Source organism: Luteibacter rhizovicinus DSM 16549, assembly GCF_001887595.1.
Classification (GTDB): domain Bacteria; phylum Pseudomonadota; class Gammaproteobacteria; order Xanthomonadales; family Rhodanobacteraceae; genus Luteibacter; species Luteibacter rhizovicinus.
On sequence record NZ_CP017480.1, the window covers coordinates 3,059,269 to 3,083,636 of the forward strand.

Sequence of the window (24,368 nt, forward strand, 5' to 3'; positions counted from 1 at the left end):
ATGTTTCATGGCTCGGCCGAGGCCTTACGCTCCTGTGTCTTCAGGATTCAGGCCCATCGAATATTCCTCGATGTCCTTGCCGTCGATCCACCCGGTCGCACAGTCGCCAGCGTAGTGGCCATCAGGCTTCAGTGTGCAGGCTGTCCCGCTGGGTGGCCGCTTCCAATCGATGGGCGTATCGGCGCCCTTGCAGCTGTCGTTTCCCTTGCATGCCTTAACGGTTTTCGTCGGTACGACCTTGACCAGCGCGCGGACCAACGTGCCTTCCTTTCGCTGCGTCGCCTGGATGCAGAGCAGCTGATGCTGGCCCACGTGGGCGATGGGCTTTGACGAGCCGGGCTTGTAGCCGTCTTCGAGCTTGACACCTTTGGGGCCGGCAACGCCGCCGAAGGCCATATTCGAGGTGCAGTCGTCGTTGACGTCCACGGCATCGCCGTCGATGGTGCAGGCGGCGTTGCCATACGTGTCCTTGGCACAGACGACCTTCGAACCCGGCGATGACGTCTGGAGCAGGGACTGGAGGGCGCCTGCGTCCGGCTTCTTCGCAGCGAAGACCGAGGGCGTGGCGAATAGCAGGGCGATACACATGTAAGGCAGCAAGACCGGACGGCGCGATGGGGGAGTCATGGCGTGGGGCATCCTGGATTCCAAAGACAAAGTCGGGGCGGGCATCAGGCGTTCTGGCTCGGGGCAAGGGGTTGCGGCGCCTGTGTCGGTGCGCCCACAGCCTGTTGCTGCGTCTGTTGCGCGGCTACCTGCAACGACTGGCGGCCGCTCTCCTCCAGAGAGGTGTTGGCGGCTTCCTGCGTCGACGCTTCGGCGACCTTCTTGAAAGGTGAGTTGAGCTCGCCTTGCACGGCGTAGATTTTGCTGGCGTCGTCGTTGAGGACGGCGTGGTCGACTCGCGTCATGCCCTGGTCGATCGCCTTGGTAGTGAGCACGCCGGCGATCTGGTCGCTCTGCAGGTCGGGCGTGCGTTGGTGCTGTGCGTCGAGGCGGTGCACGGCGTCGCGGCTCTGGTGGTACAGAGCCTGGTGGGGGTGACCCGCGGCGTCGAGTCGTGGCGCCGCAGCGCGGAGGGCCTCCTTTGTCTCCGGGCCCGCCACACCGTCGGCATGCAGGCCATGGGCGCGTTGGAAGCGTTCAACGGCTGCCTTGGTATGCCCGCCGAAGTCACCGTCAGGCTGGAGCGCATGGCCGTGTTCGTCCTTGTAGCCGAGACGCTGCAGGGTGGCCTGCAGATCGCGCACCTGATCGCCCTTGTCACCGTGGCGTAGCGGGGCCTCATGGGCGACCCCGCTCTGTGCCGACGTGGTGTGGCCAGGAGGTGCGGGTGGCTGTGGCGTGGCGTGCGTCGCCGGGCCATGCGGCGCGGAGGGCGTAGAAGCCGTCGGGCCACCTTGCGAGTTGCCATGCAACGGCTCACGGACACGAAACTCGGGCTTCGCACGGAGCGCGCCGACGATTTCCATATTCTTGCCGTCCCAGTAACCACCGGGCGTGACGTTCACTTCGGCCGGCCCGGAGCCGACTTGCGAGCCGATGAAGTGGATATGCCCCTCGGCGTCGTAGCCCTTGAAGATAGCGACGTGCTGGCCGGAGCCATGCTTGTCGCGGAACATCAGGACGTCGCCCGGCTGCAGCGAACCGTTCTTCTGGTGCGCGTCGCCTGCGGAGATCACGTCGAAATGGTTGCGCGCGTAACGCGTCGGGGTGTTGCCTTCGAACAGGTCGTGCGTACCGAACGGCGTGGCGGGGACGCCGTAGCCGGCGTCGTGCATACCGCGCCAGACGAAGGACGAGCAATCGACGCCGAGGCGGCCGTCGTGATCGTTGTCCTGCTCGGTGCGACTACTGTCGGTGTGGCCATCGCCGCCGTGGTTGCGCAGCGACATGTCCGGCCGGCCGTATTCGTACTGGCGGCCCGACTTGAGGAAGTGTTCGTTGGCTTCATTAAAGATGTCGCGGCTCATGCGGTTTCTCCGTCATGGAGCGCCTGGCGGCGCGGCTTTAGGCAGGAAGACGTGGCGTGCATGGGTTCAACGGCCATGGGTCGGTCCCTCGATCGTGGGTGAGGGCGGTATGGCCGGCGTCGGTTGCGTCAGCTTGGCAATCTCGGCGCCGCTCTGTTCGATCGGCGTATTGACAGCCTTTGCTGTGTCGACATCAGCCGTTCTTTTGTTAGGTGAGTTGAGGTCACCCTGCACGGCGTAAGCACGACTGCCGTCATCGCTCAACAAAACGTGATCGATCTTAGACAGGCCCTGACGTTTCGCTTCAGCGGTCAGCGCGCCCGCAAGCTGGTCGCTCTGCTTGTCTGGCGTACGGCCATATTTTGCATCCAGTGCATGCACGGCATTACGCGCCTGTTCGTACATCGCGTGCGCCGGATGCATGGGGCTGTCCGGCCGCCCGGACTGCGCGGCGCGCTGAACGGCGTCCTGATGCTTTGCCTGGGCGAGGGCTTCCATGGTGCGGGGCCCGGCGACGCCGTCTGCGGCAAGGTGATGATCGCGCTGAAACGCCTCTAACGCGGCTCGCGTACCGGGGCCGAACATGCCGTCGGTGTGGAGTTCACCGTCCTGCCCGTTGGTATAGCCCAGCCGGGCCAGACTTCCCTGGAGCAGGCGGACATCCTCGCCACTGGCGCCCTCCTTGAGGGGCGAGGCCTTGTTGGTTCCGTGCGCTGGCAGGGCAGGCCGTGGATTCCCCACGTTGCCCTCGGCGAGCCGATGCATCACGTCGGGCGTGAGGCGGTGCTGCCATTCGTCGAACCGGTGCTCACGGTCTTCCAGACCGTTGTACTTGCCGTTGACGGCCTTGGTCGCCGCGCGAACATCGTCCCTGGCATTCTCGGGCACGCGGTTCTCCCAATACCAGACCGCGATGCGGGAGGCATTCTGAGGATCGGCGGCGAGTTCGGGGTGCTTGAGCAGATCGAGGTCCAGCGCTTCGCCGGCGGCGCGGTAGTTGTCCTTGCCGGTGAGCTGGATATAACCGCGGCCGTGATACTTCCAGCCGTCGCCTGGCTCGTCGTTACCGTTTCGACCGCCGTACATCAGCTCGGCCAAATGCTCGGGCTTGCCCATCAGGGCTTCCTTGCGCGCGGCCTCCAGAACCTCCGGGCCTTCGCGCCAGGCGGATTGCACCGGAATCTGGGAGATGTTTCGCGTATAGCGAAAGCTCTCCTCGAGCCGGTTGAGCCCGTTGGATTCATGAGTGACCTGGGCCATGAAGTTGGCCAGCTCCCTCGGGTTGGTGATGCCCGCCGCGGTCGCGTCGGTCAGCACCTGAGTTTCGCGATCAATCGCCATTTGCAGCTCCTGTTTGACTTGCGGTAGGCGCTGCATCCTGCATGCCGTCGCCCGATTCCCGGTGGGCGAATGAATCGATTCAACGGTGCGTTAAGGCAAGGTCACCTCGGGGAGGTGAGACGGATCGAAATCAGTGAATGAGATCGTTCCGAGCTCTTGGGTAGTCAGGTCGATGTGTTTCTCTTTCTCCGTTTCTGTATCAAATACCTTTCGCGTTACCGACGAGACAAACCAGTCCCGCTTGGTAGCCTGATATGTGAAAGAGTATTCGTCGGACCAGCGCTCCCGGCTGCCGCCTCCGACGACGACGGTGAACTGGCCTTTCCCAACGCGGGAATAGGCATAAGGATCGCCAGCGGCTCCTCCGCAACGAGAGCAAGGCACGAGCCGACCATTCTCCGAAACACGCTTGAACTGACCCGTGGGATCTCTTAGCAGGAGAACGACAAGCCGGAATGGCTCCTGGCCCGGCTCCCCATTCACTGTCGGTGGCGGATCCAGCACAAGCAGCGCGCCGCCCTGACCGTCGCCGGTCAAATCGCCTTTGACAGACTCGAGGAGCTTTGCGCCATGAGTCGCGAACGCTGTCAGCTCGTCCATCGCGTTACCTTTGGTCGGCGTCACAGGTGCTGGGGCAAGATGAGGCGTTGCATAAGGGTTGGACGTCTGCGCGCCGGCCGAAGCGATCCAGAGGCCGGCGAGAAGAAGCGAGTAGGGCTTTCTACGTGTAGTCATGGATTGGTCGCTTACTCATGCTGCCGGCGATTCGCGCTCATGGTGCTTAATGTGGGGCTGGAGCTTCCTGGCCGGTGCCCGGGCCCATCCATATGCCTTGACCCACACCTGGACAGATTGCGTACCACTCTTCCAGGGAAAGGTAGTCGTCCTGCGTCCATGGTCGCCCATAGGGAGCATTCGGCGGATCGCACGTGGGATCCGTCCAGACTGTTCCGGCAGCGGCGGAGATCGGCATCCAGCAGCGCAGCGGATTGATCTGACCGTAGGTGCAGAAGACGAAGGGATCACCTGCGCGATAGGTGAGAAGTTGGGCACTCGCGGAACTGCTGAACAGCGCGAGAGCGAAGAAAATCCACTTTTTCATTCCAGTTCCATAGGTCCTTTGCTCGTCAACGAGCTAGCGCGGCGGGATATTTAACTGACTTGGTCTCATTTTCAGAAGGCGCAGGCACTACTTATTCAGCTGGCTATCCGTTCGAATCAGCAACGCGTTAATCATAGCGGCACCTCAATAGGCAGGCTGCACGACGAGTAATAGACATGACAGTTCGTATCTTCCTCCTTGCACTTGTCCATAGCGCTCTTCTCAGCGTGTTCTAGATTGTCAGCCCCCTTCGAGTTCATCAGCTTGTCGCCGAACACCAAGGCAATGCAGCCATTGCTGTAGGCGATCTCTGTCTGGCAGTTGACGCCACCCTTCTTCTTGCAATCCGCCAAGGCAGCACTGACTGATCCTTCGGGAGTGTCAAGGTCAGACGAGGTTCCCAAAATCCCCTTCGAAGTGTCCGTAGCGATTGCTTGCCATTGCGAGCGCCACCCTGAAGGTACGTGAATCGGCTGCGATGTTTGACCGGCAGCGCTTCCGTCAGGTACAGGTACACATGTCTGCCAACCCTGTCCTTGCTGAGGGTATTGTCCTGGGGGACAGCCGCCCTCAGCGTGCGTTGGGGTAGAGAGTACGAGGAGCAGCAAAGTTAGCAGTCTGAGGATGTTTCGCGCCATGAACTACGTCCTTGTTTCGGTATCGTTTACTTTGGAACTTCGATGGGAATGCTGCAGCCAGAATAGAACACCCAACAACCCGAAATGCCGTCGTTGTCGCATTTCGACATTCCGGCGGCGATCGCCGCTTCTTCGTTGTTCGCGTCCGACGGAACGGCAGCCGCACCTGGTCGTCCGATTACGGCCATACACTGGTTTGCGTATACATGGCTGAGTTTGCAACTGGCACCGCCGCGCGAACTGCATTCGTCCATTGCAGCGGCAATCGCCGACGACTCGCTAGGTCTCTCAGCGGAAATTCCAATCTGGTCCTTTCCACCAGATGCGATCGCTCCCCACATCGGAGACCACGTGGATGGTATGTGTGTGATCGCTTTGCTTACTGATCCGTCGCTATTGGCACCAGGAACGGGGACGCAGGCCTGCCAACCCCGGCCGCTTTGGGGATATTGGCCAAGGGGGCAGCCACCCTCTGCTTGCGTAGCTCCTGGAAACCCAATGGCTACCAAGGTAAGCAGCAGTAAGAATCGCTTCGTCACTAGCCACATACTTGTCGACAGTCTCTGCTATCGGCGTTGATTCTTCTTTGTTTCATTCTGGAACTTCAATCGGCAGGCTGCATGCCTCGTAGTAGACGTGGCAGCCCGTGTCATTCGACTGGCACTGAGACATTGCGAGATTTCTGGCTTCGTCCTTTGATGGGGAAGCGCGCACGTTCAATCGCGTATCGCCAACTACCATAGCGACGCAGCCGTTTGCGTAAGAAATCTCAATTCGGCAGTTCAATCCTCCCTTCACTCTGCAGTCCGAAAGCGCAGCAGATTCTGCGACTGGCCCGGTTAGCTTGTCTAACGCAGTGCCCAGCGCGCCCTTCGACGTGTCCGTTGCAATTGCCTGCCATTGCGATAACCACTTGGAAGGTACATGTGGCACTTCCGCTAGTCTGCCGCCGCTGCCGGGAGCCGGAATGGGGACGCATGTCTGCCAGCCTTGTCCTTGCTGTGGATACCGCCCCGGCGGGCAGCCTCCTTCGGACCGTGCTGGGATTGCCCAGCAGACACAAAGGAAAGCGACTAGGGCGGCGTATTGCCTCACTGCGTGTACCCAAGCACTTTCCGCATAAGGATAACCTCGTTATATGTCATGGCTCAGGCAGTGGATTCCTATCCGTTTCGGCTCCCGAAAAAGTCACAAGGTTACTAGTTGCCTCTTGCGTAGGGATCAACGCGGGACTTCGATGGGCAGGCTGCAGGCGGAATAATAAACATGGCAGTTCTTGTCCTCTGTGTTGCATTGGTCCATCGCTCGCTTCTCCGCCTCCGCCTCGTTTGGGCCACCTTTAGAGTTCTTGTAAGAGTCACCGAAAACCATCGCGACGCAGCCATTTGCGTACGAAATCTCTACCTTGCAACTGGCGCCTCCTTTGGACTGACAGTCTGCGATAGCAGCGGCTTCGGCAGCGGACCAACTCACTTTATCGGTCGAAGTTCCCATGATTCCTTTCGTGGTATCAGTCGCAATTGCTTGCCACTGTTCGAGCCATTTCGATGGAACGTGTACCGGCTGGGATCCGCTGGCCGCACCGTCTGATGTTGGAATTGGTACGCAGGTCTGCCAGCCCTGTCCTTGTTGTGGGTACTGCCCGGGCGGGCAACCACCCTCGGCATGACCGACGCTCCCGCAGGTCAGAAGAATTAGGACGAGTATCGATATCACGCTTCTTTTCATGGCGTATACCTGGGCGCACCTTGTTTGACGGATTCTTGTTGTGCAGGACCCTGCGGGATAGATACACGGTTTGCAAATCCGCCGAGCGCGTCATGCGTGGGCTGTTGCCTGCTATGTTGCTGGTCGGGAGGCGGCAGAGACCGCTCACTCCAAGACCCGGCCGGCTGCCCCTGCGGCCCAGGCCTGCTACCAGCACCCTGGAACACGGAATAGGTGAGCGCATTACCCAGCGTGCCCTGGAAGAACATCGCGGCCATTGGCGGCACCGAGACGACGAGGATCGAAAGCAGCAGGCCGATACCGCCTTGCTGCATGGCGACGCTGGTGAGGCCTTCGGTGCTATTGCCCATGATCGAATTGATGATTTTCGCGCCCCAGAGAGCGGCACTCACTCGTATGGTGAGGCCGAGCACCATGCTCGCAACCACGCTGAGTAGAGCCATCGAGAAAATCGTGCCAACGCCATACATGAGCCATCGCTTGAAGAGATCCTTTGTCTGTTCGAATATCAGGCACAGGATGAAGAGTGGTCCAAGGCCGATGAACAGAGCAATAGCGAACTGATAGAGCAGAAGCATGGCGCCTGCAGTCATCGGCGGACTGGCGGTGCCGAAGGTGGCTATCCAGGTTGAGCGGTCCTTGGCGACCTGCATTTCAGCATCGCCGGGCACCACTTGAACGGAGTTGATCGTACTGAGTGCCAGCTGCGTATAGGCGAGGTTCTGGTCAATGGAGTCCGCTGTCGTCTGATTGGCGTTACCGGTGAACAGCTCGTGGATCTCCATATCGAGGTCGGTGGTCAGGAACGTATGCAGGTCGCGCCCGGCGAGTGCCATCGTGGTAGCCGCTGCCACCACGACCACAATGCGGCCCATGTTGATGACCACTTCCATCAGCGATTCGCGAGAACGGCCGGTGGCAATACGAAAGCCCTGAACGATGATCCACAGCGTGACCAGGGTCAGCGCGATGGCGCTCGCCCACGTCATCATCCGCTTCATGAGGTCCATGCCGAATTCGGCTATCTGGTCGTTGAGGTAGTCGTAGACGAGACGGTAGTAAACGTAATCCGCAATATTTGGCATGTGTGCCTAATTCCAGTGCCGGGCAGGGTGACCTTGCCGCAAAGCGAGGCTCCCATCGGGAGCCACTCCATGATTCATTGTTACTTCGTGAACGCTGCTTTCAGGGCAGCCACATTGACCAGCGTTCCCAATGCGCTCGGCTGCCCGTTCATCGCGCGGCGCGAAAGCGTGGATTGCATTTTCATCAGCATTTCGATCTGCATGTCGGACTGCTTCATGTCTGACTCCCAGTGCTCGCGCGCTGTAGCGAGATTGGAGCCGTAACGGGTGACTTCAGCGTTATTCGATGAAAGGTTTCCGGGCGAGGATCCGACTTCAGCGATGCGCTGATTCTGCATGTTCAATAAATTCTGACTTTGCAGCGAGATGTAAAGAAGATAGTCGACAGTGGTGTTGTACTTTCGATTCTTTGTCATGACGATCATCTGGCACAGCTGCTGCTGCTGTTTGATGACGTCGCCACCCATGTTCGGAAGGAACGACGAAAGCGCGCTCGTAATGTCGCCAGCCAAACCGCCACTGACACCAGGGCATTCGTCCGCGACACCGTAGTCGGCGGCGATCGGCTTGAACTGATTGGTCACAGCAAAAAGCTGGAGATTGAACGTGGAAAGCTTCGAATAGACGCTTTGCCAGTAGGCGACTTCCGACGTGTAATGCGCGATCGTGTCAGCGTACTGTTGCGCCGTCTGTACCCACCGACTTGCCTGCAATCCGTACTCGCTTGCCGCGTTTGTCACCGCGGTGACGTCCTCGACGAGCCACTGTGCACGGGCCTGCTCGGCATATCCGCCCGCGGCAGCAGTGAGGGCAGCGGTGAGCAGCATTTGAGGGAGGCGCCGTGCCAGGGACTTCCGCAGCGATGTCATCGCATTCATGGTGTGTGTTCCGTATTCAATGTATTCGCAGGGGTGATTACGCAGCACGCTTGGACGAACTTGGTGACGGTCGTGTTGGGCCCTTTCCGCTGCCCTTGCGACTTTCATAGAACAACTCCAGCCATTGCTCCGGGCGCAGTGCGTCTGCAGGTACGCCTTCCGCCTCGGCGCGCACCTGCAGCACCTCGTGCATGATCTCGATGTTGTCTGTCGAGGCGGAGATCACCGCCAGGGCGTCATCCATGCCGCGCAGGTTGAGCTGGCAGACGGCCGAACCGTGGCCCTGCTTGACCAGGAAGCACCGCGAGCGCTCGTCGAGGCTGACCACCACGTTGTATTCCGCGTCGGTCAGCTTCAGGCCATCCACGTAGTCCTCGCGGCTGGCGTTGGGGTTGGGCAGCAGGATCATGGTCGCGGTCTGTTCTACCAACGCGGAAGCGATGTCGCTGGCCAGTGCGTCTTCCGGGCTCTGCGTCGCGAAGATGCCCATGCCGTTCTGCTTACGGATGGTCTTCTGCTTGTTCTTCGCGAACTCCTTCAAGCCACCCTTGCCGTCGAGGATCTTCCAGAACTCGTCCATCACGTAGATCAGGCGACGACCGTCGATCAGCTCCTCCAGGCGGTGCAGGAGGTAGTTGATGACCGGGGCGCGGACTTCGGGGTTGTCGATGATGTCCGTGTAGTCGAAGCCGATGATGTTGGCCTTGCTGAGGTCGACGGTGTCGCGAGGATTGTCGAACACCCAACCCAGCGCGTTGCCGGCAGTCCACTTGCGCATGCGGATGAAGATGCCGTCGTCTCCGAGGTTCGGCAGGCTCTTCTGGAAGTTGGTCATGTTGCGCAGGTGCATCGGCGTGTCGAGCATGCTTTCCACGGCGCGGAAGATGTCTTCTTCCTCGCGCGAGCTGTAGACGCTCTTGCCGGCCAGTACCTTGATCAGGTTGCCAAGGAACTGCACGTTCTCTTCGTTGCGCTCGCACTGGAAGGGATTGAACCCGGTGGGCTTGCCGTTCTCGAGCGCAAGATAGTTGCCGCCGCATGCGCGCACGAAGATCTCGGCGCCACGATCCTTGTCGAAGAAGAAGATGGTCGGCGCCGGGTCGAGCTTCTGCACCTGGCTGAGCAGGAAGTTGATCAGTGCCGTCTTACCGGTACCGGATTTACCGATGACCATGGTGTTGGCGATTGCCTTCTCACCCAGCGAGTTCTCGGCGGGGTGAGTGGCGTGGAAGTTGAAGTAGTAGGGCTGGCCGTTCGTGGTCTGCAGGGTAGTGACGCAATCGCCCCAGGGGTTCTGGTCTTTCTTGCCCGTGGCGAAGTTGTGCAGCGGCGACAGGCCGAGGAAGTTCAGCGAGCTGACGTTCGCCAGTCGGGTGCGGTACTTCCAGTTGCCAGGGAACTGCGCGTAGAAGGCCGAGGTGACGGCGAGATCTTCCTTCACCGTGACGAAGCCCGCGTTCGACAGTTCGGCACGCGTGGTGGCGATCTGCTGGGACAGCGCTTCCTGGGTCGGTGCGTAGATCGCGATGGTGAAGTGGTACTCACCCAGCACGAAGTTGCCCGATGCCAGCTGATCCATGGCGTGATCGAGCTCGATGATCTGGCTGACGGCCTTGTCACCGGACGAGACCATCATGCCTTTGGTGCGGTCCAGCGCCTTCAGCGCGTCCTGACGGCCCATGGGCGTAAATGAGTGGGTGACGACGTATTCGAAATCGAGGAACTTCAGGCCGTTGAGGATGCCGGGGTAGGTGGCATCCACGTATTCCTTGAGGTTGAGGATCGCACCGAAATGGTTGACGCTGTTGGGCGTCGTCAGCACGAAGTCGCCCGTCTTCGCGGAGAAGCGCTGGCGACTCACGGGCAGGTAATCGTAGACGGGTGCCTTGAGGACCGGCACCGGCTCGTCGATACGGTTGAGGATGAACCCGAACAGCTCGAGCACTTCGGAGAAGACGATGCCGTTGGAAGCTTCGTACATGCCAAGGCGCGTCGGCGCATAGTCCTTGAGCACAGCCTCGATGTTGCCTGCGAGTTCGAGCACCTGGGTGATCGCCTGGGCCTGTTCGGCCTCGAGCCGGCTAACATCGGCGCTCTTCTCAGCGAACGCCTTGCCCTGAACGATCGGGCGATAAATCATCGTCAGGTAAAGCTCGTTCTGCATCAACTTCTGCGTGGAGAGCGCTTCATAGTAGGCGTCAGACAACGTCTGGTTGAACGCCTCGCCGAATTTGGACTTGTTGCGGATGCCGCGGCGTCGACGGATGTCGTGCACCCAGAACGCCACGTTGGTGTAGTCCGGCGCACGCAGCGTCTGCAGCATGCGATTGAAGCTGTTGTGACGGTGTTCCAGCTCCCACTCTTCGCGGCCGACGAACGGCAGCCCCCCGAGACGCCAGGTCAACAGGAAGTCGCCACCCCGGGTCTTCACCACCGAGGGCGAAACGTGGGAGGACAGGGCGATGTGTGTCGAAATCGGAGCGTCTGGAGTGAACATGGTCATCGGTACCGGGTGAACGGGAAGGCCCTGGCACGGTGTGCCAGGGCGGCTGTCCTTACTTGCGTTTCTTTTCCTTGGACGCGTCGCGATAGTTGTTCGGCGTGAATACCCACATTCCGTCGTGTTCGGGCACGTTCCGCACCAGTGTCTTGAACCTCAGGCGAAGCGCGAGCAGCCGGAAGATCATTTCGTCGCGACGTGCCATCTGGCGCATCACGAAGACAGAGACGGGAATGAGCAGCAGGAACCAGAAGTTGAAGTACATCGCCAACAACAGACCCGTGCCCGTCCCCATGAAGAATGGGATGTAGGGCACGCCCATGAACATGGGCGGGCGGGTGCAGCCGCGAAATAGCGCGTTCTTATGCATGGAAATGCATGAAGTGCATCGCCACGTTGATCGCGTCGATCATGAACGACGCGGTGCTGCTGCCGCCGCTGCTCTGGGTGCAGGCCGAGGCACCGCTGCCGCTGCCGTTACCACCGACGACCATCTTGGCGACCTGCGCCGCGGCGCCGATCATCACGCCACCGATGAGGGCCGGAGCCACGTCGGCAATGCGCTTGTGCGCGAACGCGATACCGTAGCCGGAGAAGATCACCGCAATCGTCACGACGACGATGGAGGCGGCGTTGAGCAGCGAGTTGATGTCCTGGAAGAAACCGCACACTTTCGTGCCCGTTTCGCCGACCTGCGCGAGCGCGAGGCTCGGGATCATCAGGGCGGCCACGAGGGCGAACGTGCCGATGGCGTTCATCAGCGGCTTCTTGGACGTGGCAAACGCCTTGGACAGGGAGGGCAGGGCCATCACGAGGTTCCTCTTTACAGTTCAGACATTGACGGCGGAATGCCGCCGGGCGAAGGACGGGGCCGCGTGGCGGACCCGGGTTGCGGTGGCCCGAGGGCCGACGTGACGAGGCAGGGACTCCGTCACGGGTAGGGGTGGCATGAGGTCAAAAGACGAAGGCGCCATCGCTGCCTCCATTGCGTAGATCGGCGGGGTCCTGGCGCGGGCCAGGCTGCACAGCTGGTGTAGCGGTCCCCTGTGTCGGCGCCGCATCGCGTGGGCCTCGGACTTGGGGGACGAAAATGTTGGGATCGCCAGCTGGCTGCTGGGTTTCTGCAGGCGCACTTCCCGTGGCGTTGGCCGACACGCCGATCTGCGACATGACGGCGGCCGTTGTGGGATCGGTACGAATCCGGCCGGGCTGCGCCGTGAGGTCGATCTGCGGAAGGCGAGCGCCGACCTGGGACATCGCCGCGGCCGTGGCCGGGTCCGTCCGGATCGGTCCGAGAGGCGCCTCCGGCATGGGCGTCAACGCCGGGTTGGTGACCGGAACGACACCGGCAGGCAGGGTCTGCGTGGGCAGGCTCTGTACTTGGGCAAGCATTTGCGATCGCGCCAGCGCGGCGGTGACCGGCGTTCCAGTGCCTTGCGTGCCAGTCCCTGTGCCCGACGCAACGGCAGGTCCGACGACCGAGGCGGTGGCGGCATCGACGACCCGACGCATCGCTACGCGGTAAGCGGGCCCGTCCGTGGTGATGCCGGTGACGCCATTGCCGACGCTCACGACCCGCACGGGAACCTTCGCCGCCTGCAGGGGAATCGCCTGGGCGCCGGCGATCATGCCGCTCTTAGCCATCGAGTTGAAGACGCGCTGCACGTAGCCGTCCTGGTAGCCGGTGGTGAAATTGCCGGAGTAGTAGCAGCTGAATGCCTTGCCCCAGTCCTTGCCGGCGCTGGCGTAGCACTGGGCGAGAATCTGCGAGCCGGCACTCAGGTTGGGGCAGTACTCGAACGCCTTCTCGAACGTGTCGAGTCCGTACTTGCCGAGATTGGCTCGGTTCACCTGCGCCACGCCCAGGGAATAGTTGTAGCCATTCTTCTCGAGCATGCGAACGGTGGCGACGGCTTCAGGAAGGTTCTGCGGCTGGCGCACGAGCTGACCGCCCACCACGCCGATGGCGTATGGGTTGCGACTCGACTCCACATTGACGACGTGCTGCATCACCTCGGCCGGTACGGCAAGGTTCTGACAACCCATCATTTCCATTCCTGGTACCACCCTTGAAGCTCCTGTTTGATGACCGATGTGTTTAAGCGTTACCCCCCGTCTGCGCCTAAAGCGCGAGCGGGGTTGAAATCGATGCCGGTGATATAGCGCCGGCCCCCGTGTGCCTTGATGTGAACGACGATGTCGATCGTCAGCATCAGTAGTCGTTTGATGGTCGCGAATTCCAGGCCCGCACCTTCCGTGGACGCCTTCACCATCAAGGCCAGCTGATCCCAGGTCTGTTCGACGCTGCCTGCATGGCAGCTTGTGATCGACCCGGGGTGGCCCGATGCGCAATTTCGGATGAAGTAAAACGACTCATCGCCACGTAGCTCGGCCAGGATGATCCTGTCCGGCTTCATGCGCAGGCAGGCTTCCATGCAGCTCTTGGCGGTGACATTGGCGGCGCTTTGCCCGCCTTTGGAGTAGATCAGGTGCACGACATTGGGCTGATCGATGAACAGTTCGCGCGCATCCTCGATCGTGACCAGGCGTTCGTCATCGGGAATGTGATGCACGAGCGACTTCATGAAGGTGGTCTTGCCGCTACCGGTTGCGCCGGAGACGACGATGTTCTTCTTGTTCAGCACCGCGTGGCGGAAGAAATCCGCGTAGCGGCGTTCGGCGCGCAGTCCGAGCAGTTCCTGGTCGGCCTGGCTGATCGTGTTAGCGCCTTCGAGGATTTCGTTGAAGAAACCATCCTCGCTGTACTGCGCGAGGGTGCGTGTCTCCTTCGACGGGAGGCGAATCGTGATCGACACGCGGCCGGCTTCGCAAGCCGGGGGTATGACGAACTGAGCGCGCTGTCCGGTGGGGAAGGTCAACGACACCACGGGATCGGTATCCGTGATGCGCTGACCCGTATTGCTTTCATTGACGACCGCGGTACAGAACTGGCGCGCACGCTCGAAGGTCAGTGACGGCACTTCCACGCGCTGCCAGCCACCCCGGCGTTCGAGATAAAGTTCGCCGGGACGGTTGATGCAGATTTCAGTGACATCCGACGAGGCGAGGAAGTCCTTCACCCCCAGTACTTCGTACTGGTAGTCCAGGAAATCGTTGCCGATCGATGCGAGCGCGCCGTCGTCCATAGTCGCCTCAGTACCTCGCCACGACGCCGGTGAAATCGACGTCCTTGGCAACGTAGATCGCCAACACGGTGCCCTGGTTGATCGTGACCGTCGCCGGGCGGTTCGCCTGACGCTGGACAGCCTGGTTGGCGAGCTGCTGTACGGTGTCGGCTGTGTTGCTTTCGAACGGGCTCTGCGTCACGACGCCGTTGCTGATTTCCGTCTGGCGCGGGCCGTGCTCGGCGGCCTCGTACTTGAAGGCATCGCTGAGCAGGCTGATCAGCATGGCGGCACCGATGCGGCTACCCCAATGCGCGTTGTAGTGACCCGGGTGGCCTGCACCGCCCAGGGTGTCGATACCCGGGCTCGCCATGTTCACGTCGATACCGGTCGGCGTGACGATGCGATCCCAGATGACGGCGACGCGCGGACCGTTCGGTTCCATCTCGTACTTGCCCATGACCTTCGAGCCCTTTGGCAGCAGCAGGCGCTTGCCGGTGAACGAGTAAACCGGCTCGGTCACCACGCAGGAGGTGAACCCTGGGATATCCGTGATGATCCGGGTCTCGAGTACGCAGCGGATGAACGTGCCGCGGAGCATCAACGTGTCTGGATGCTGCAGAGGAGTAGCGCTCGAGACGTCAGGCAGATCCTTGGCCGAGTAGGCGGAATTGGTCAAGGCGTTTGCGCCGCCACCGGCGCCCGGCATCCCGGGGAAGCCAGCGCCCAATGCCGTACCGCCGGGGCCACGACCGCCGGAAGGCGGGGAGAATGTGGATTGCGCAGCGCCGTCGCCCATCCCCTGTACGCTGCCGCCATTGCCGTTCGCCGCAGCAATCCTGCGCTCGAGCAATGAGGGCACGTGCGGGCCGGCGACGACCGGCTGCATCGGAATCGGTGGCGCTTCCTGAGTCGGGGGAGGCAATTGTGGGGCGAGTGTAATGGCATGTGGATCAGGTGCCGTCTGCTGGGGCGCGAACGGGCTCGTAGGTGCGTCAGGAACCGAAACGGTCTCTTCGCGCGGCTTGTTGGCCGGCTTGTCATTCGAGCCGGAGCTATGGAAAAGCCAGAAAGCAACGACCACGAGAAGCACGACGATACCGGCAAGCAAGCCGAGCGCGCTGCGGTTCATGCGGCGCATATCGTTCGTAGTCAGGTGCGGCGCGCCACCGTCCAGATCGGGCTGCGGCGCCTGACGTTGCTGGGTCGAATACGGATTGCTGGCCAGCGGATCACGCTCGCCGCCATGTCGGTCACCCGGCGGCGGAACGTGGTTGCTGCCGTTGGACTCGTCGTCCGGCTGATAGGGATTGTTCGGGCTCACTTCTTTGTGTTCCTTCGCAGGCCCACGACATTGTCGTCGTGACGAATAACCAGGTAGTTGTAGGTGCCATGGACCACGATCGTGTTGCCTTCGACCGTGGTGTTCACTACCGAGTCTTCTCCGTGTTCTTTCTCGCGCATGTAGATCGTCGGGAAGTTACCTGTCGGGAACTGCTTGAGATCCGGCATCTTGATGTACGTGAAGCGGCCGTCGTCATAGACGTTGATCGGCACGAGCCACGGAGCGACTTTGCGCGACTTGGAAAAGTCGTAATCGAAGTTGTAGTCACGGCCCTTCACGAGGTCCGTATCGAGCTCGGGGGTTTCCTCTACCTTCTTCGACTCGCTCATGAAGCTCGTGTCGGCGGGGTAGGTGAAGGTGACCTTGTACTGCACGCCGGCGCGACGGGCCTGGTCGAGCGTTTTCCAGTCCGTCGCGACGACCTTCAACTCCAGGATGTAGGAGTGAGTAGCCGTGCGGATCATCATGTTGGTGTCGACGTCGACGTTCTTCGGCTTGACGTAGAAGACGTTGTCGCGACGCGTGAGATCCCAGCCGCTGCTGAAGCCCGTGCTGTAGTCGAGGATCTTCTCGTTGGGGCTGAGCTCGATCTGTGTGGTGATGCCGAGGCCTGTCCGTACCGTGTAGATCCGGTCGGGCTGGTACTCGTAGGGCTGTACGGCGATCGCCGTTCCCGTGGCGGACGGTGCGGGCGTGGTGGTCGGATTGGTTTCCGCGGAGGCCACGGTCAGGACACCCGATAGGGCGAGTCCCAGACTGCAGGCCAGTCTCAGCTTGCTGGAACGGTTCATTTAACGGCGCCCTCCATTGGCGGCGCGGGTCACGGGACGGGCCGCGGGCGGTGCGGCTTGCGGATACGGAGCGGCCGGCGCTGCAGCCTGTGGCTGCGTGGCGTAGCCCCCCTCTGAGGGAATGGGCGAGGGTGGAATACCGACCGACTGCTGGAGCGGAATGGCCTGGGCCTGCGGTACCTGGCCGGGCACTGCGGCGGGTGCCTGCGGCGCGTAGCCGGTGGGCACCCCTGGTTGCTGAGCAGGTGCGACACCGGGAGCGCCCGGTACCTGCATGGTGGGCGCGCCGGGCGCACCACCCTGGACGGGGACGCCACCCTGGGCGGGTGCGGCGGCATTCATCGCTGCGGCGTTGGCCGCTGCATTCGGATCCGTCGACTCGGCAGGCGGCGGCGAGCCGTAGTCGTTATCGACACGGTAGCCCGTCACCTGGAAGCCCAGCGGATTCTCGATCCGGTTCTGGTCATCCATGCGCAGGTTGGGTTTGTACGTGAAGGAGATCGTGGCGATCTTGGCGTCGAGCGGATAGGTCGACCCGTTCACCTTGTCGAACACGTTGCGCTGGAAGCGAACTGTCGCACCCTTCGGCGTCTGGCCGTTCTCGCCACCGATCAGGGAAAGGCTGAGGATCTTTACCCGAATCGCGCGCGACTTGCCGTAGATTTTGTAGGGGCTCTGTTCGTTGTTCGCGGCGTGCAGGTTCATGTACGCCTGCGCCACATCAGGCGCCGCCATCGTCAGGACCGTCGGCCAATCGCGCAGGTTGGTCAACGCGAGGTCATACGCTTCACGCGCGAGTACGAAGTGCGCGACGTTACTGCGGTTGACCGCTTCGCTAGACGTGATCTGGCGATTCACCACATCGTCGGAGAGGCGGGACAGTGAACTCGTTCCGGAATACGCATCGGCGAGGATGAGGTACGGGACCTTTTCCTTCATCGGCATCATGTAGAAGATGGTGCCGCCGAGCATCAGCGAGACGGCAACCGAGCAGCCCGCGACGATCCACGCACGCTTTTCGCTGCGCTTTGCGAGGTCGGCAACGGTGACTTCGAAGCTCACGCTTTGCGCGACGGCCTGGTCGATCTTCGGTGAGTTCTTTTTCTTGAGCATCGGATAGCTGTCCTGTCGTCGCTTACTTGGCGTCCGCGTTCGCGACGACGTGTCCGTCGTTGGCGGGAGCGGCGGCAGGTGTGGGTTCGGGTACGGAAGCCGTGACCGGAGCGCTCGGTGCAACCACCGCTGCTGAAGCGGGCGGTGCTACAGGTGCCGGCGCAACGCTGGCGCTCACTTCTTCGACGACGAGATCCGAGCCGTTGACCGTGACGGCGACGCCTTGCGCGCCGTAGATCTTGCTCAGCTGCGCCGTGGCGTCACGCAGTTCCGTGGTGTGGATGCCGGAGGCCGCGCGCGTGAGGCTGAAATCCGAACGAAGACGGTATTGGAGCTTCAGCCCCGTGTCCTTCGTCCAGCGGGTCAGCATCGTCTTCAGGGTGCTGTCCATCGGCGCTGCGTAATACGTGTACGGCAGGGCAAGCGGAATCTCGACCACTTTGTCGTCGTACTTGTTGACCGGCTTCCAGCTACCGCCGAAGTCCTTGGCAGCCGGCGTACCGCAGGCGGAAAGGAGCATGGCGAGTGCGGAGACAAGGCCGAGGGCGAGGGGATTCAGGGTTCTATTCACGCTTGGCTCGTAAGTCATCGAAAGCAAAGGGAAAAACGCAGGCAACAGACACCGCGGCTCATCGCCGAAAGCGAAGCCGGAAAGCGTTTACGGCGCTACGGATTGGAAAAGTGCGCGAGCCGGGGGAGCGAATCGGCAAGCGATCTGTCGGCGTGCCACCACGCGATAGGCGTGGCTTGAGCAAAATCCCTGGAACAGACTGGAACGGCGGGCCAACCGGCCCCGAGCGACATGCAAATCATCCATACAACATCCTGTACGAGCGCAGAGCGCCCTTGCATAACGTGCCAGCGAAGAATGGTCGCGCGCATCAGGAGCGATGACGATATCGCCTACCTATAGTTGCGTCTTACCGACTGTGTATCCCCACCCCTTTTGCAGATCCCTGTCTGCGCCGTAAACATAACGCAACAAGAAATTTCTGACTAGTGGTGCATGTGCGTGTTTTTGCGGCTCTTGTCACACATTTCTGGCATGTAACATGCGTGAAACGCGCGCCGACGGGACGCACGTCACTGCACAACTGTGCAGTGGCGCACTCAATTGCCGCAAATGTGTAAAGCTCGTGAAAGTTGCCATTGAAACCAATTCGTGCTCTGCCTCCCTGTTTCGCAAGTTGCCATTTTTTGGTGTCAGACGCGCTACACGTCGATGTTTTCAACGTGTTGGGAATCACCATCGAATGTCATGCGGTGTGCGACGAGCTCGATCGATGAAATGGTGACTGAATGAACCGCAACGGATGAGTGGTTGTGGCTCGTCGCGAGATGCGGGCCCTGTCTCCGAGATGCGCGGGCTCAGCCGCGTACTCGATGTAGGCAGGGCGAGGGTGGGGCGTGGCGTCGTATAACGCCAACCAAAGAGAGGCAAAATAGTGCCACCAATGAGGTGTCATGGTAACGGCGCCAAGCCGTCGCAACAACGCCAACAGCCATAGAAGTTTTCTCAAATCATCGCTGCCGCTCCTCGCCTCTGCATCGACATCGCCAAGCCCCGGGAGTAGAACCTCTCCCTTTCCCCACAGGACCCGCCCATGGATTCGCCAGCCATCCCCTCCGACGCCGACCTCATGGCGCTGGCTCAGGACGTCGCTACTGCTGCCCAGGAGCGCCGGGTCATGGTGGCGACGGCCGAGTCGTGTACCGGTGGCTGGATCGCCAAGACCCTGACCGACCTGGCCGGTAGCTCGGCGTGGTTCGAGGCGGGTGTCGTTACTTATAGCTACAGCGCCAAGGAGTCCCTGCTGGGAGTGAACCCGCGCACGCTCGAGCGGACGGGCGCGGTGAGCGAGGAGACCGTCCTCGAGATGGTTTCCGGCGCCCTGGCCCGGTACGGCGCAGGCGTGGCCGTGGCGGTTACCGGTATTGCGGGCCCTTCCGGCGGCACGCCGGACAAGCCGGTGGGAACGGTATGGATTGGCTGGAAGCGTCGGGGTGGGTATGCCCGTGCCGAGCTCTTCCACTTTTCGGGCGATCGCGAGGCAGTTCGCCGACAGACGGTGGCCCGCGCACTTGCTGGAATGACCTCCGAGCTCAGGGGCTGAGCTGGGTCCCCTGTGGCACACTTGGCGATTGCGGATCGCAGTCCCTGAGACCACGGTCGGGCAAGATACCTACCTACACACGAGACCCGGATATGACGATGGACGACAATAAGCGCAAGGCGCTGGCGAGTGCCCTCGGCCAGATTGAAAAGCAGTTCGGCAAGGGTGCCGTCATGCGTCTTGGCGATCGCGCCGACGATGCGATCGACACGGTGTCGACCGGTTCGCTCGGCCTGGACATCGCCCTCGGTATCGGCGGTCTGCCGCGTGGTCGCGTCGTCGAAATCTACGGTCCGGAATCCTCGGGTAAGACCACGCTGACCCTGCAGGCGATCGCCTCCTGCCAGCGCGCCGGCGGCACGGCGGCCTTCGTCGATGCCGAGCATGCCCTCGACCCCAGCTACGCCGAAAAGCTCGGCGTGAACGTGGCCGACCTCCTGGTCAGCCAGCCGGATACGGGTGAGCAGGCTCTCGAGATCGCCGACATGCTGGTGCGCTCGGGCGCCGTGGACATGGTCGTGGTCGATTCCGTCGCCGCGCTGACCCCGAAGGCGGAAATCGAAGGCGAAATGGGCGACTCCCACGTCGGTCTGCACGCCCGTCTGATGAGCCAGGCGCTGCGCAAGCTCACCGCCAACATCAAGAAGACCAACTGCCTGGTCATCTTCATCAACCAGATCCGCATGAAGATCGGCGTGATGTTCGGCAGCCCGGAAACCACCACCGGTGGTAACGCTCTGAAGTTCTACGCCTCGGTCCGTCTCGACATCCGCCGTATTGGCGCGGTCAAGAAGGGCGACGAAGTCATCGGCTCGGAGACCCGCGTCAAGGTCGTCAAGAACAAGGTGGCGCCGCCGTTCCGCCAGGCCGAATTCGAGATCCTCTACGGCGAAGGTACCTCGCGCGAAGGCGAGATCATCGAGCTGGGCGTGCGCGAGAACCTGATCGACAAGGCGGGCGCCTGGTACAGCTACAAGGGTGACCGCATCGGCCAGGGCAAGGAGAACGTTCGCCAGTTCCTGCGCGACAACCCGGCCATCGCCAACGAAGTCGACGCCGAGCTGCGTGCCCGCCTGCTGGTCAAGGCAGGTCCGAAGGCCGAAGCCTCGACCGAGGCCGACGAGCTTGAGGAAGTCTGATAAAGGCACGGGGGAGGGCGGCGGCAAGGCCGATCGCCCCACCCGTACCGCGTACGACAAGGCGCTCGGGCTGCTCGCCCGGCGCGAGCACTCCCGCCGCGAACTCAAGCAGAAGCTTGATCGCGGCGGCTTTGCTCGTGAGGAGGCCACCGATGCCGTTGCCCGGCTCGGAGATCAGGGTTACCAGGATGACGACCGCTTCGCCGCGTCGCTCATGCGGAGCCGGATCGGGCAGGGCTACGGGCCGGCTCGTATTCGCGCCGAACTGCGTAGCCAGGGCATCACGGACGCCGTGATCCGCGAGCTGATCGAGTCCGCCGACGTGGATTGGCAGGATCTGGCCGCCAGCCAGCTGCGTCGTCGTTACGGTTTGCCGTCGGCCGACCCCGCGGAACGGGTGCGGCGGGCGCAATTCCTCTTGCGTCGAGGCTTCGCCGCCGCCACAGTACGTGTTCTAACCCACGCCGATGCGGAAGACACCGACGACGATTGAAGGCAGTGAGCCTTGATTCTGGACGGAGCGTCTCCGCGACATGTCTCGCAGCGCCCAAGCCACGATAGCTCATGAAAACCGCCGAAATCCGTTCGACCTTCCTCGAATTCTTCCGTTCCAAGGACCACACCATCGTGCCGTCGGCATCGCTGGTGCCGTCGAACGATCCCACCCTGTTGTTTACCAACTCGGGCATGGTTCCCTTCAAGAACGTCTTCCTCGGCAGCGAAAAGCCGGGTTACGTTCGTGCGGCCGACGTCCAGCGCTGCCTGCGCGCGGGCGGCAAGCACAACGACCTCGACGCCGTGGGCTATACGGCCCGCCACCACACCTTCTTCGAGATGCTGGGCAACTGGTCGTTCGGCGACTATTTCAAGCGCGATGCCATCCGCTACGCGTGGGAACTGCTCACCGGGGTTTACAAACTGCCCGCCGAACGGCTCTGGGTCACCGTGTATCACACGGACGACGAGGCCTTCGACATCTGGAACAAGGAAGTCGGCGTACCGGCGGACCGTATCGTCCGCATCGGCGACAACAAGGGCGCCCCATTCGCTTCCGATAACTTCTGGCAGATGGCCGACACCGGCCCTTGCGGCCCGTGCACGGAAATCTTCTTCGATCACGGCCCCGATGTCGCGGGTGGTCCCCCGGGTTCTCCCGATGAGGACGGCGATCGCTATATCGAGATCTGGAATCTCGTGTTCATGCAGTTCGACCGTGCGCCGGACGGCACACTGTCGCCGCTTCCCGCACCCTGCGTCGATACCGGCATGGGGCTGGAGCGCCTGGCTGCCGTGCTCCAGCACGTGCATTCCAACTACGAGATCGACCTGTTCGCCCACCTGATCGCCGAGGCTTCTCGCCTCACCGGCACGGCGGACATCTCGAACAAGTCGCTGCGCGTCATCGCCGATCACATCCGCGCCTGTTCGTTCCTCATCGTCGATGGCGTACTGCCGTCGAACGAGGGGCGTGGCTACGTGCTCCGTCGCATCATCCGTCGCGCGCTGCGCCACGGCTGGATGCTCGGCGTCCGCGGCGACTTCTTCTGGAAGATGGTCGCGCCGCTGGTTGCCGAGATGGGCGAAGCCTATCCGGAGATCGCGAAGAAGCAGGCCTTCGTCGAGCAGGCGCTGAAGACCGAGGAAGACCGATTCGGCGAGACGCTCGAGCACGGCATGCGCCTGTTCGATGACATCGCTGCGAAGTCGGGCCAGGTCATTCCGGGCGCCGACGCGTTCAAGCTCTACGACACGTACGGATTCCCGGTCGACCTCACGGCGGATATCGCGCGTGAGCGCGGCATGAGCGTCGACATGGACGGCTTCGAGCAGTCCATGGGCGAGCAGCGCGCACGTGCTCGCGCCGCGAGCAATTTCGGGAGCAAGGCCCAGTTGCCGGCCGACGTGGCCAGCGCCGTGGCGCCTACGATCTTTACCGGTTACGACTCGCTCGAACTGGCCGACGCGAAGGTCGTCGCCATCGTGCGCGACGGTAAGGCCGTCGACCAGCTTGCCGATGGGGAAGAGGCTTTCCTCCTGCTCGATCGCACGCCGTTTTATGCCGAGTCGGGCGGGCAGGTCGGGGATACCGGCATGATCCGTCATCCGTCCGGCGCCCTCGCGGTGCAGGACACGCAGAAGGTCGGTGGTGCGTTCTTCGCGCACTTCGGCAGCTGGCAGGGTTCGGCGCCTCTCAATAAGGGCGATGTGGTCGGGGCGACCGTGGACGCGTCGCAGCGCCAGGCCACCGTGCTCAATCACTCCGCCACGCATCTCCTGCACGCCGCGCTGCGCACGGTGCTCGGCGACCACGTGTCGCAGAAGGGCTCGCTGGTCGCGCCGGAACGCCTGCGCTTCGACTTCTCCCACTTCAAGCCGATGACTGCGGACGAGCTCAAGTTGATCGAGCGCATGGTCAACGATGAGGTTCGCCACAATGCCCAGGCCGAAGTCCACAACATGGGCTACGACGAGGCGATCGAGTTCGGCGCGATGGCACTGTTCGGCGAGAAGTACGGCGCCGAAGTCCGTGTGCTGAAGATGGGCGACTTCTCCACCGAGCTTTGCGGCGGCACGCATGTGTCGCGCACGGGCGATATCGGTCTGTTCAAGATCGTTTCGGAGTCCGGCGTAGCCGCCGGCGTACGTCGTATCGAAGCGGTGACCGGTGCCGGCGCACTGGCGCGCGTTGCCGATGAAGAGCGCGTGCTTGGCGAGGTGTCCGGCTTGCTGGCCGCCAGCGGCGACGATGTGGTCGAAAAGCTTCGTCAGCTGTTCGACAAGCAGAAGAAACTCGAACGCGAGATCGAATCCTTCAAGGCGAAGGCGGCCAGCTCGGCGTCGGCGGATCTTGCGACCTCGGCAGTCGATGTCGCGGGTATCAAAATCGTGGCCGCGCGTCTTGAAGGTCTCGACGCCAAGTCGCTGCGCGATAGCGTAGACGTCCTCAAGCAACAGCTCGGCGATTGCGCGATCATCCTCGCAGGTGCGCTCGATGGCCGTGTTTCGTTGGTCGCGGGCGTTGGCGGTGCGGCGCTGGGTCGCGTGAAGGCCGGCGACCTGGTGGCCGAAGTGGCGTCGCGAATCGACGGCAAGGGCGGCGGTCGGCCGGACATGGCACAGGGCGGCGGCGTGGACTCGCCGGAGCTTCCGCAGATCCTTGCGGGGATCCCGGCCTGGATCGAGTCCCGGCTGCACTGAACGAAACCGGCCAGCGTGAACGGGAGGGTGCCGTAAAGGCATCCAACCGGCCGTTTTGGCCCGTCGTGCGTTGCGCCCGCTGGTTTGGCTCGGCTAGTATGATCCGAATGCCGAAAGCATTCTTCGGCACCGATCCGCTGGATCGAAACAAAGGCAGGACAGCTGGTCAGCGACACACACAACTAGAGCCGGGGAAGGCAGCTCGGCCTTCGATGGTCGAAACGTCAACCATTGACGGCAAGCACTCGGGGTGAGTTGTCGTTGGTGGGGAAGCCAATACCTGATTTTATGGAGTATC

General features: G+C 62.0%; 24 protein-coding genes. 4 read left to right on the forward strand and 20 right to left on the reverse strand.

Features of this window, described 5'->3' with window-relative positions; translation table 11 throughout:
• Positions 1 to 24 precede the first annotated feature (24 nt).
• The 20 genes from BJI69_RS13880 to BJI69_RS22910 form a co-directional block, all read right to left on the reverse strand.
• A complete protein-coding gene (locus BJI69_RS13880; RefSeq protein WP_052767024.1) occupies positions 25 to 627 on the reverse strand; it encodes a hypothetical protein in 603 nt (200 codons plus the stop codon).
• Positions 628 to 671: 44 nt separating this feature from the next.
• The gene (locus BJI69_RS13885) at positions 672 to 1,973 is read right to left on the reverse strand and encodes an XVIPCD domain-containing protein (RefSeq protein WP_052767023.1); all 1,302 of its coding nucleotides are present in this window, start codon (positions 1,971 to 1,973) and stop codon (positions 672 to 674) included.
• A gap of 66 nt (positions 1,974 to 2,039) precedes the next feature.
• Positions 2,040 to 3,314, reverse strand: coding sequence for an XVIPCD domain-containing protein (locus BJI69_RS13890; protein WP_052767022.1), 1,275 nt, complete (start codon positions 3,312 to 3,314; stop codon positions 2,040 to 2,042).
• A gap of 90 nt (positions 3,315 to 3,404) precedes the next feature.
• Positions 3,405 to 3,914 (reverse strand): hypothetical protein, encoded by a 510-nt coding sequence (locus BJI69_RS13895; protein WP_046966122.1) that lies wholly within the window; start codon positions 3,912 to 3,914, stop codon positions 3,405 to 3,407.
• Between the two features lie 181 nt (positions 3,915 to 4,095).
• Complete coding sequence (locus BJI69_RS13900; RefSeq protein ID WP_046966121.1) at positions 4,096 to 4,416, reverse strand: hypothetical protein; 321 nt, start codon at positions 4,414 to 4,416, stop codon at positions 4,096 to 4,098.
• 131 nt (positions 4,417 to 4,547) lie between these two features.
• Positions 4,548 to 5,054 (reverse strand): DUF4189 domain-containing protein, encoded by a 507-nt coding sequence (locus tag BJI69_RS23180; RefSeq protein ID WP_071924970.1) that lies wholly within the window; start codon positions 5,052 to 5,054, stop codon positions 4,548 to 4,550.
• 26 nt (positions 5,055 to 5,080) lie between these two features.
• A complete protein-coding gene (locus tag BJI69_RS23185; protein ID WP_078023192.1) occupies positions 5,081 to 5,602 on the reverse strand; it encodes a DUF4189 domain-containing protein in 522 nt (173 codons plus the stop codon).
• Positions 5,603 to 5,645: 43 nt separating this feature from the next.
• Positions 5,646 to 6,149 carry a DUF4189 domain-containing protein gene (locus tag BJI69_RS23190; RefSeq protein ID WP_075019289.1) on the reverse strand — a complete coding sequence of 168 codons (504 nt, stop codon included), beginning with the start codon at positions 6,147 to 6,149 and terminating at the stop codon, positions 5,646 to 5,648.
• Positions 6,150 to 6,275: 126 nt separating this feature from the next.
• On the reverse strand, positions 6,276 to 6,782 hold the full coding sequence (locus BJI69_RS23195) for a DUF4189 domain-containing protein (protein WP_071924973.1): 507 nt from the start codon (positions 6,780 to 6,782) through the stop codon (positions 6,276 to 6,278).
• Positions 6,779 to 7,867 carry a TrbL/VirB6 family protein gene (locus tag BJI69_RS13925; protein WP_046966120.1) on the reverse strand — a complete coding sequence of 363 codons (1,089 nt, stop codon included), beginning with the start codon at positions 7,865 to 7,867 and terminating at the stop codon, positions 6,779 to 6,781. The genes BJI69_RS23195 and BJI69_RS13925 overlap by 4 nt, the downstream gene beginning before the upstream one ends.
• Before the next feature lie 80 nt (positions 7,868 to 7,947).
• Positions 7,948 to 8,745 carry a hypothetical protein gene (locus BJI69_RS13930; RefSeq protein WP_046966119.1) on the reverse strand — a complete coding sequence of 266 codons (798 nt, stop codon included), beginning with the start codon at positions 8,743 to 8,745 and terminating at the stop codon, positions 7,948 to 7,950.
• A 37-nt stretch (positions 8,746 to 8,782) separates the two neighbouring features.
• On the reverse strand, positions 8,783 to 11,242 hold the full coding sequence (locus BJI69_RS13935; protein ID WP_046966118.1) for a VirB4 family type IV secretion/conjugal transfer ATPase: 2,460 nt from the start codon (positions 11,240 to 11,242) through the stop codon (positions 8,783 to 8,785).
• Between the two features lie 58 nt (positions 11,243 to 11,300).
• Entirely contained in the window at positions 11,301 to 11,615 is a 315-nt protein-coding gene (locus tag BJI69_RS13940; RefSeq protein WP_046966117.1) for a VirB3 family type IV secretion system protein, read from the reverse strand.
• Positions 11,608 to 12,054, reverse strand: coding sequence for a TrbC/VirB2 family protein (locus tag BJI69_RS13945; RefSeq protein ID WP_071924974.1), 447 nt, complete (start codon positions 12,052 to 12,054; stop codon positions 11,608 to 11,610). The genes BJI69_RS13940 and BJI69_RS13945 overlap by 8 nt, the downstream gene beginning before the upstream one ends.
• 145 nt (positions 12,055 to 12,199) lie before the next feature.
• Positions 12,200 to 13,291 (reverse strand): lytic transglycosylase domain-containing protein, encoded by a 1,092-nt coding sequence (locus BJI69_RS23200; protein ID WP_425477382.1) that lies wholly within the window; start codon positions 13,289 to 13,291, stop codon positions 12,200 to 12,202.
• A 59-nt stretch (positions 13,292 to 13,350) separates the two neighbouring features.
• Positions 13,351 to 14,391 carry a P-type DNA transfer ATPase VirB11 gene (gene virB11 / locus BJI69_RS13955; protein ID WP_046966116.1) on the reverse strand — a complete coding sequence of 347 codons (1,041 nt, stop codon included), beginning with the start codon at positions 14,389 to 14,391 and terminating at the stop codon, positions 13,351 to 13,353.
• A 7-nt stretch (positions 14,392 to 14,398) separates the two neighbouring features.
• On the reverse strand, positions 14,399 to 15,694 hold the full coding sequence (locus BJI69_RS13960; protein ID WP_046966115.1) for a TrbI/VirB10 family protein: 1,296 nt from the start codon (positions 15,692 to 15,694) through the stop codon (positions 14,399 to 14,401).
• Positions 15,691 to 16,506, reverse strand: a complete 816-nt coding sequence (locus BJI69_RS13965) for a TrbG/VirB9 family P-type conjugative transfer protein (protein ID WP_078023195.1) — start codon at positions 16,504 to 16,506, stop codon at positions 15,691 to 15,693. The genes BJI69_RS13960 and BJI69_RS13965 overlap by 4 nt, the downstream gene beginning before the upstream one ends.
• On the reverse strand, positions 16,507 to 17,619 hold the full coding sequence (locus tag BJI69_RS13970) for a VirB8 family type IV secretion system protein (RefSeq protein ID WP_071924975.1): 1,113 nt from the start codon (positions 17,617 to 17,619) through the stop codon (positions 16,507 to 16,509).
• Positions 17,620 to 17,641: 22 nt separating this feature from the next.
• A complete protein-coding gene (locus BJI69_RS22910; protein ID WP_244465196.1) occupies positions 17,642 to 18,190 on the reverse strand; it encodes a hypothetical protein in 549 nt (182 codons plus the stop codon).
• 1,033 nt (positions 18,191 to 19,223) lie between these two features.
• Here BJI69_RS22910 and BJI69_RS13980 point away from each other — a divergent pair.
• The 4 genes from BJI69_RS13980 (at position 19,224) to alaS (ending at position 24,070) form a co-directional block, all read left to right on the forward strand.
• On the forward strand, positions 19,224 to 19,733 hold the full coding sequence (locus BJI69_RS13980; protein ID WP_071924977.1) for a CinA family protein: 510 nt from the start codon (positions 19,224 to 19,226) through the stop codon (positions 19,731 to 19,733).
• A 98-nt stretch (positions 19,734 to 19,831) separates the two neighbouring features.
• Entirely contained in the window at positions 19,832 to 20,872 is a 1,041-nt protein-coding gene (recA, locus tag BJI69_RS13985; RefSeq protein WP_046966154.1) for a recombinase RecA, read from the forward strand.
• Positions 20,859 to 21,365, forward strand: coding sequence for a regulatory protein RecX (locus BJI69_RS13990; RefSeq protein WP_046966113.1), 507 nt, complete (start codon positions 20,859 to 20,861; stop codon positions 21,363 to 21,365). Before recA ends, BJI69_RS13990 begins: the two co-directional genes overlap by 14 nt.
• A gap of 71 nt (positions 21,366 to 21,436) precedes the next feature.
• Entirely contained in the window at positions 21,437 to 24,070 is a 2,634-nt protein-coding gene (gene alaS, locus BJI69_RS13995) for an alanine--tRNA ligase (protein WP_046966112.1), read from the forward strand.
• Positions 24,071 to 24,368 lie beyond the last annotated feature (298 nt).

What these genes read in the sequence shown, in the direction of transcription:
- BJI69_RS13880 (WP_052767024.1), bottom strand. Translation starts at nt 627, where the DNA reads ATGACTCCCCCATCGCGCCGTCCGGTCTTGCTGCCTTACATGTGTATC.
- BJI69_RS13885 (WP_052767023.1), bottom strand. Translation starts at nt 1,973, where the DNA reads ATGAGCCGCGACATCTTTAATGAAGCCAACGAACACTTCCTCAAGTCG.
- BJI69_RS13890 (WP_052767022.1), bottom strand. Translation starts at nt 3,314, where the DNA reads ATGGCGATTGATCGCGAAACTCAGGTGCTGACCGACGCGACCGCGGCG.
- BJI69_RS13895 (WP_046966122.1), bottom strand. Translation starts at nt 3,914, where the DNA reads ATGGACGAGCTGACAGCGTTCGCGACTCATGGCGCAAAGCTCCTCGAG.
- BJI69_RS13900 (WP_046966121.1), bottom strand. Translation starts at nt 4,416, where the DNA reads ATGAAAAAGTGGATTTTCTTCGCTCTCGCGCTGTTCAGCAGTTCCGCG.
- BJI69_RS23180 (WP_071924970.1), bottom strand. Translation starts at nt 5,054, where the DNA reads ATGGCGCGAAACATCCTCAGACTGCTAACTTTGCTGCTCCTCGTACTC.
- BJI69_RS23185 (WP_078023192.1), bottom strand. Translation starts at nt 5,602, where the DNA reads ATGTGGCTAGTGACGAAGCGATTCTTACTGCTGCTTACCTTGGTAGCC.
- BJI69_RS23195 (WP_071924973.1), bottom strand. Translation starts at nt 6,782, where the DNA reads ATGAAAAGAAGCGTGATATCGATACTCGTCCTAATTCTTCTGACCTGC.
- BJI69_RS13925 (WP_046966120.1), bottom strand. Translation starts at nt 7,867, where the DNA reads ATGCCAAATATTGCGGATTACGTTTACTACCGTCTCGTCTACGACTAC.
- BJI69_RS13930 (WP_046966119.1), bottom strand. Translation starts at nt 8,745, where the DNA reads ATGAATGCGATGACATCGCTGCGGAAGTCCCTGGCACGGCGCCTCCCT.
- BJI69_RS13935 (WP_046966118.1), bottom strand. Translation starts at nt 11,242, where the DNA reads ATGTTCACTCCAGACGCTCCGATTTCGACACACATCGCCCTGTCCTCC.
- BJI69_RS13940 (WP_046966117.1), bottom strand. Translation starts at nt 11,615, where the DNA reads ATGCATAAGAACGCGCTATTTCGCGGCTGCACCCGCCCGCCCATGTTC.
- BJI69_RS13945 (WP_071924974.1), bottom strand. Translation starts at nt 12,054, where the DNA reads ATGGCCCTGCCCTCCCTGTCCAAGGCGTTTGCCACGTCCAAGAAGCCG.
- BJI69_RS23200 (WP_425477382.1), bottom strand. Translation starts at nt 13,291, where the DNA reads ATGGGTTGTCAGAACCTTGCCGTACCGGCCGAGGTGATGCAGCACGTC.
- virB11 (WP_046966116.1), bottom strand. Translation starts at nt 14,391, where the DNA reads ATGGACGACGGCGCGCTCGCATCGATCGGCAACGATTTCCTGGACTAC.
- BJI69_RS13965 (WP_078023195.1), bottom strand. Translation starts at nt 16,506, where the DNA reads ATGAACCGTTCCAGCAAGCTGAGACTGGCCTGCAGTCTGGGACTCGCC.
- BJI69_RS13970 (WP_071924975.1), bottom strand. Translation starts at nt 17,619, where the DNA reads ATGCTCAAGAAAAAGAACTCACCGAAGATCGACCAGGCCGTCGCGCAA.
- BJI69_RS13980 (WP_071924977.1), top strand. Translation starts at nt 19,224, where the DNA reads ATGGATTCGCCAGCCATCCCCTCCGACGCCGACCTCATGGCGCTGGCT.
- recA (WP_046966154.1), top strand. Translation starts at nt 19,832, where the DNA reads ATGGACGACAATAAGCGCAAGGCGCTGGCGAGTGCCCTCGGCCAGATT.
- alaS (WP_046966112.1), top strand. Translation starts at nt 21,437, where the DNA reads ATGAAAACCGCCGAAATCCGTTCGACCTTCCTCGAATTCTTCCGTTCC.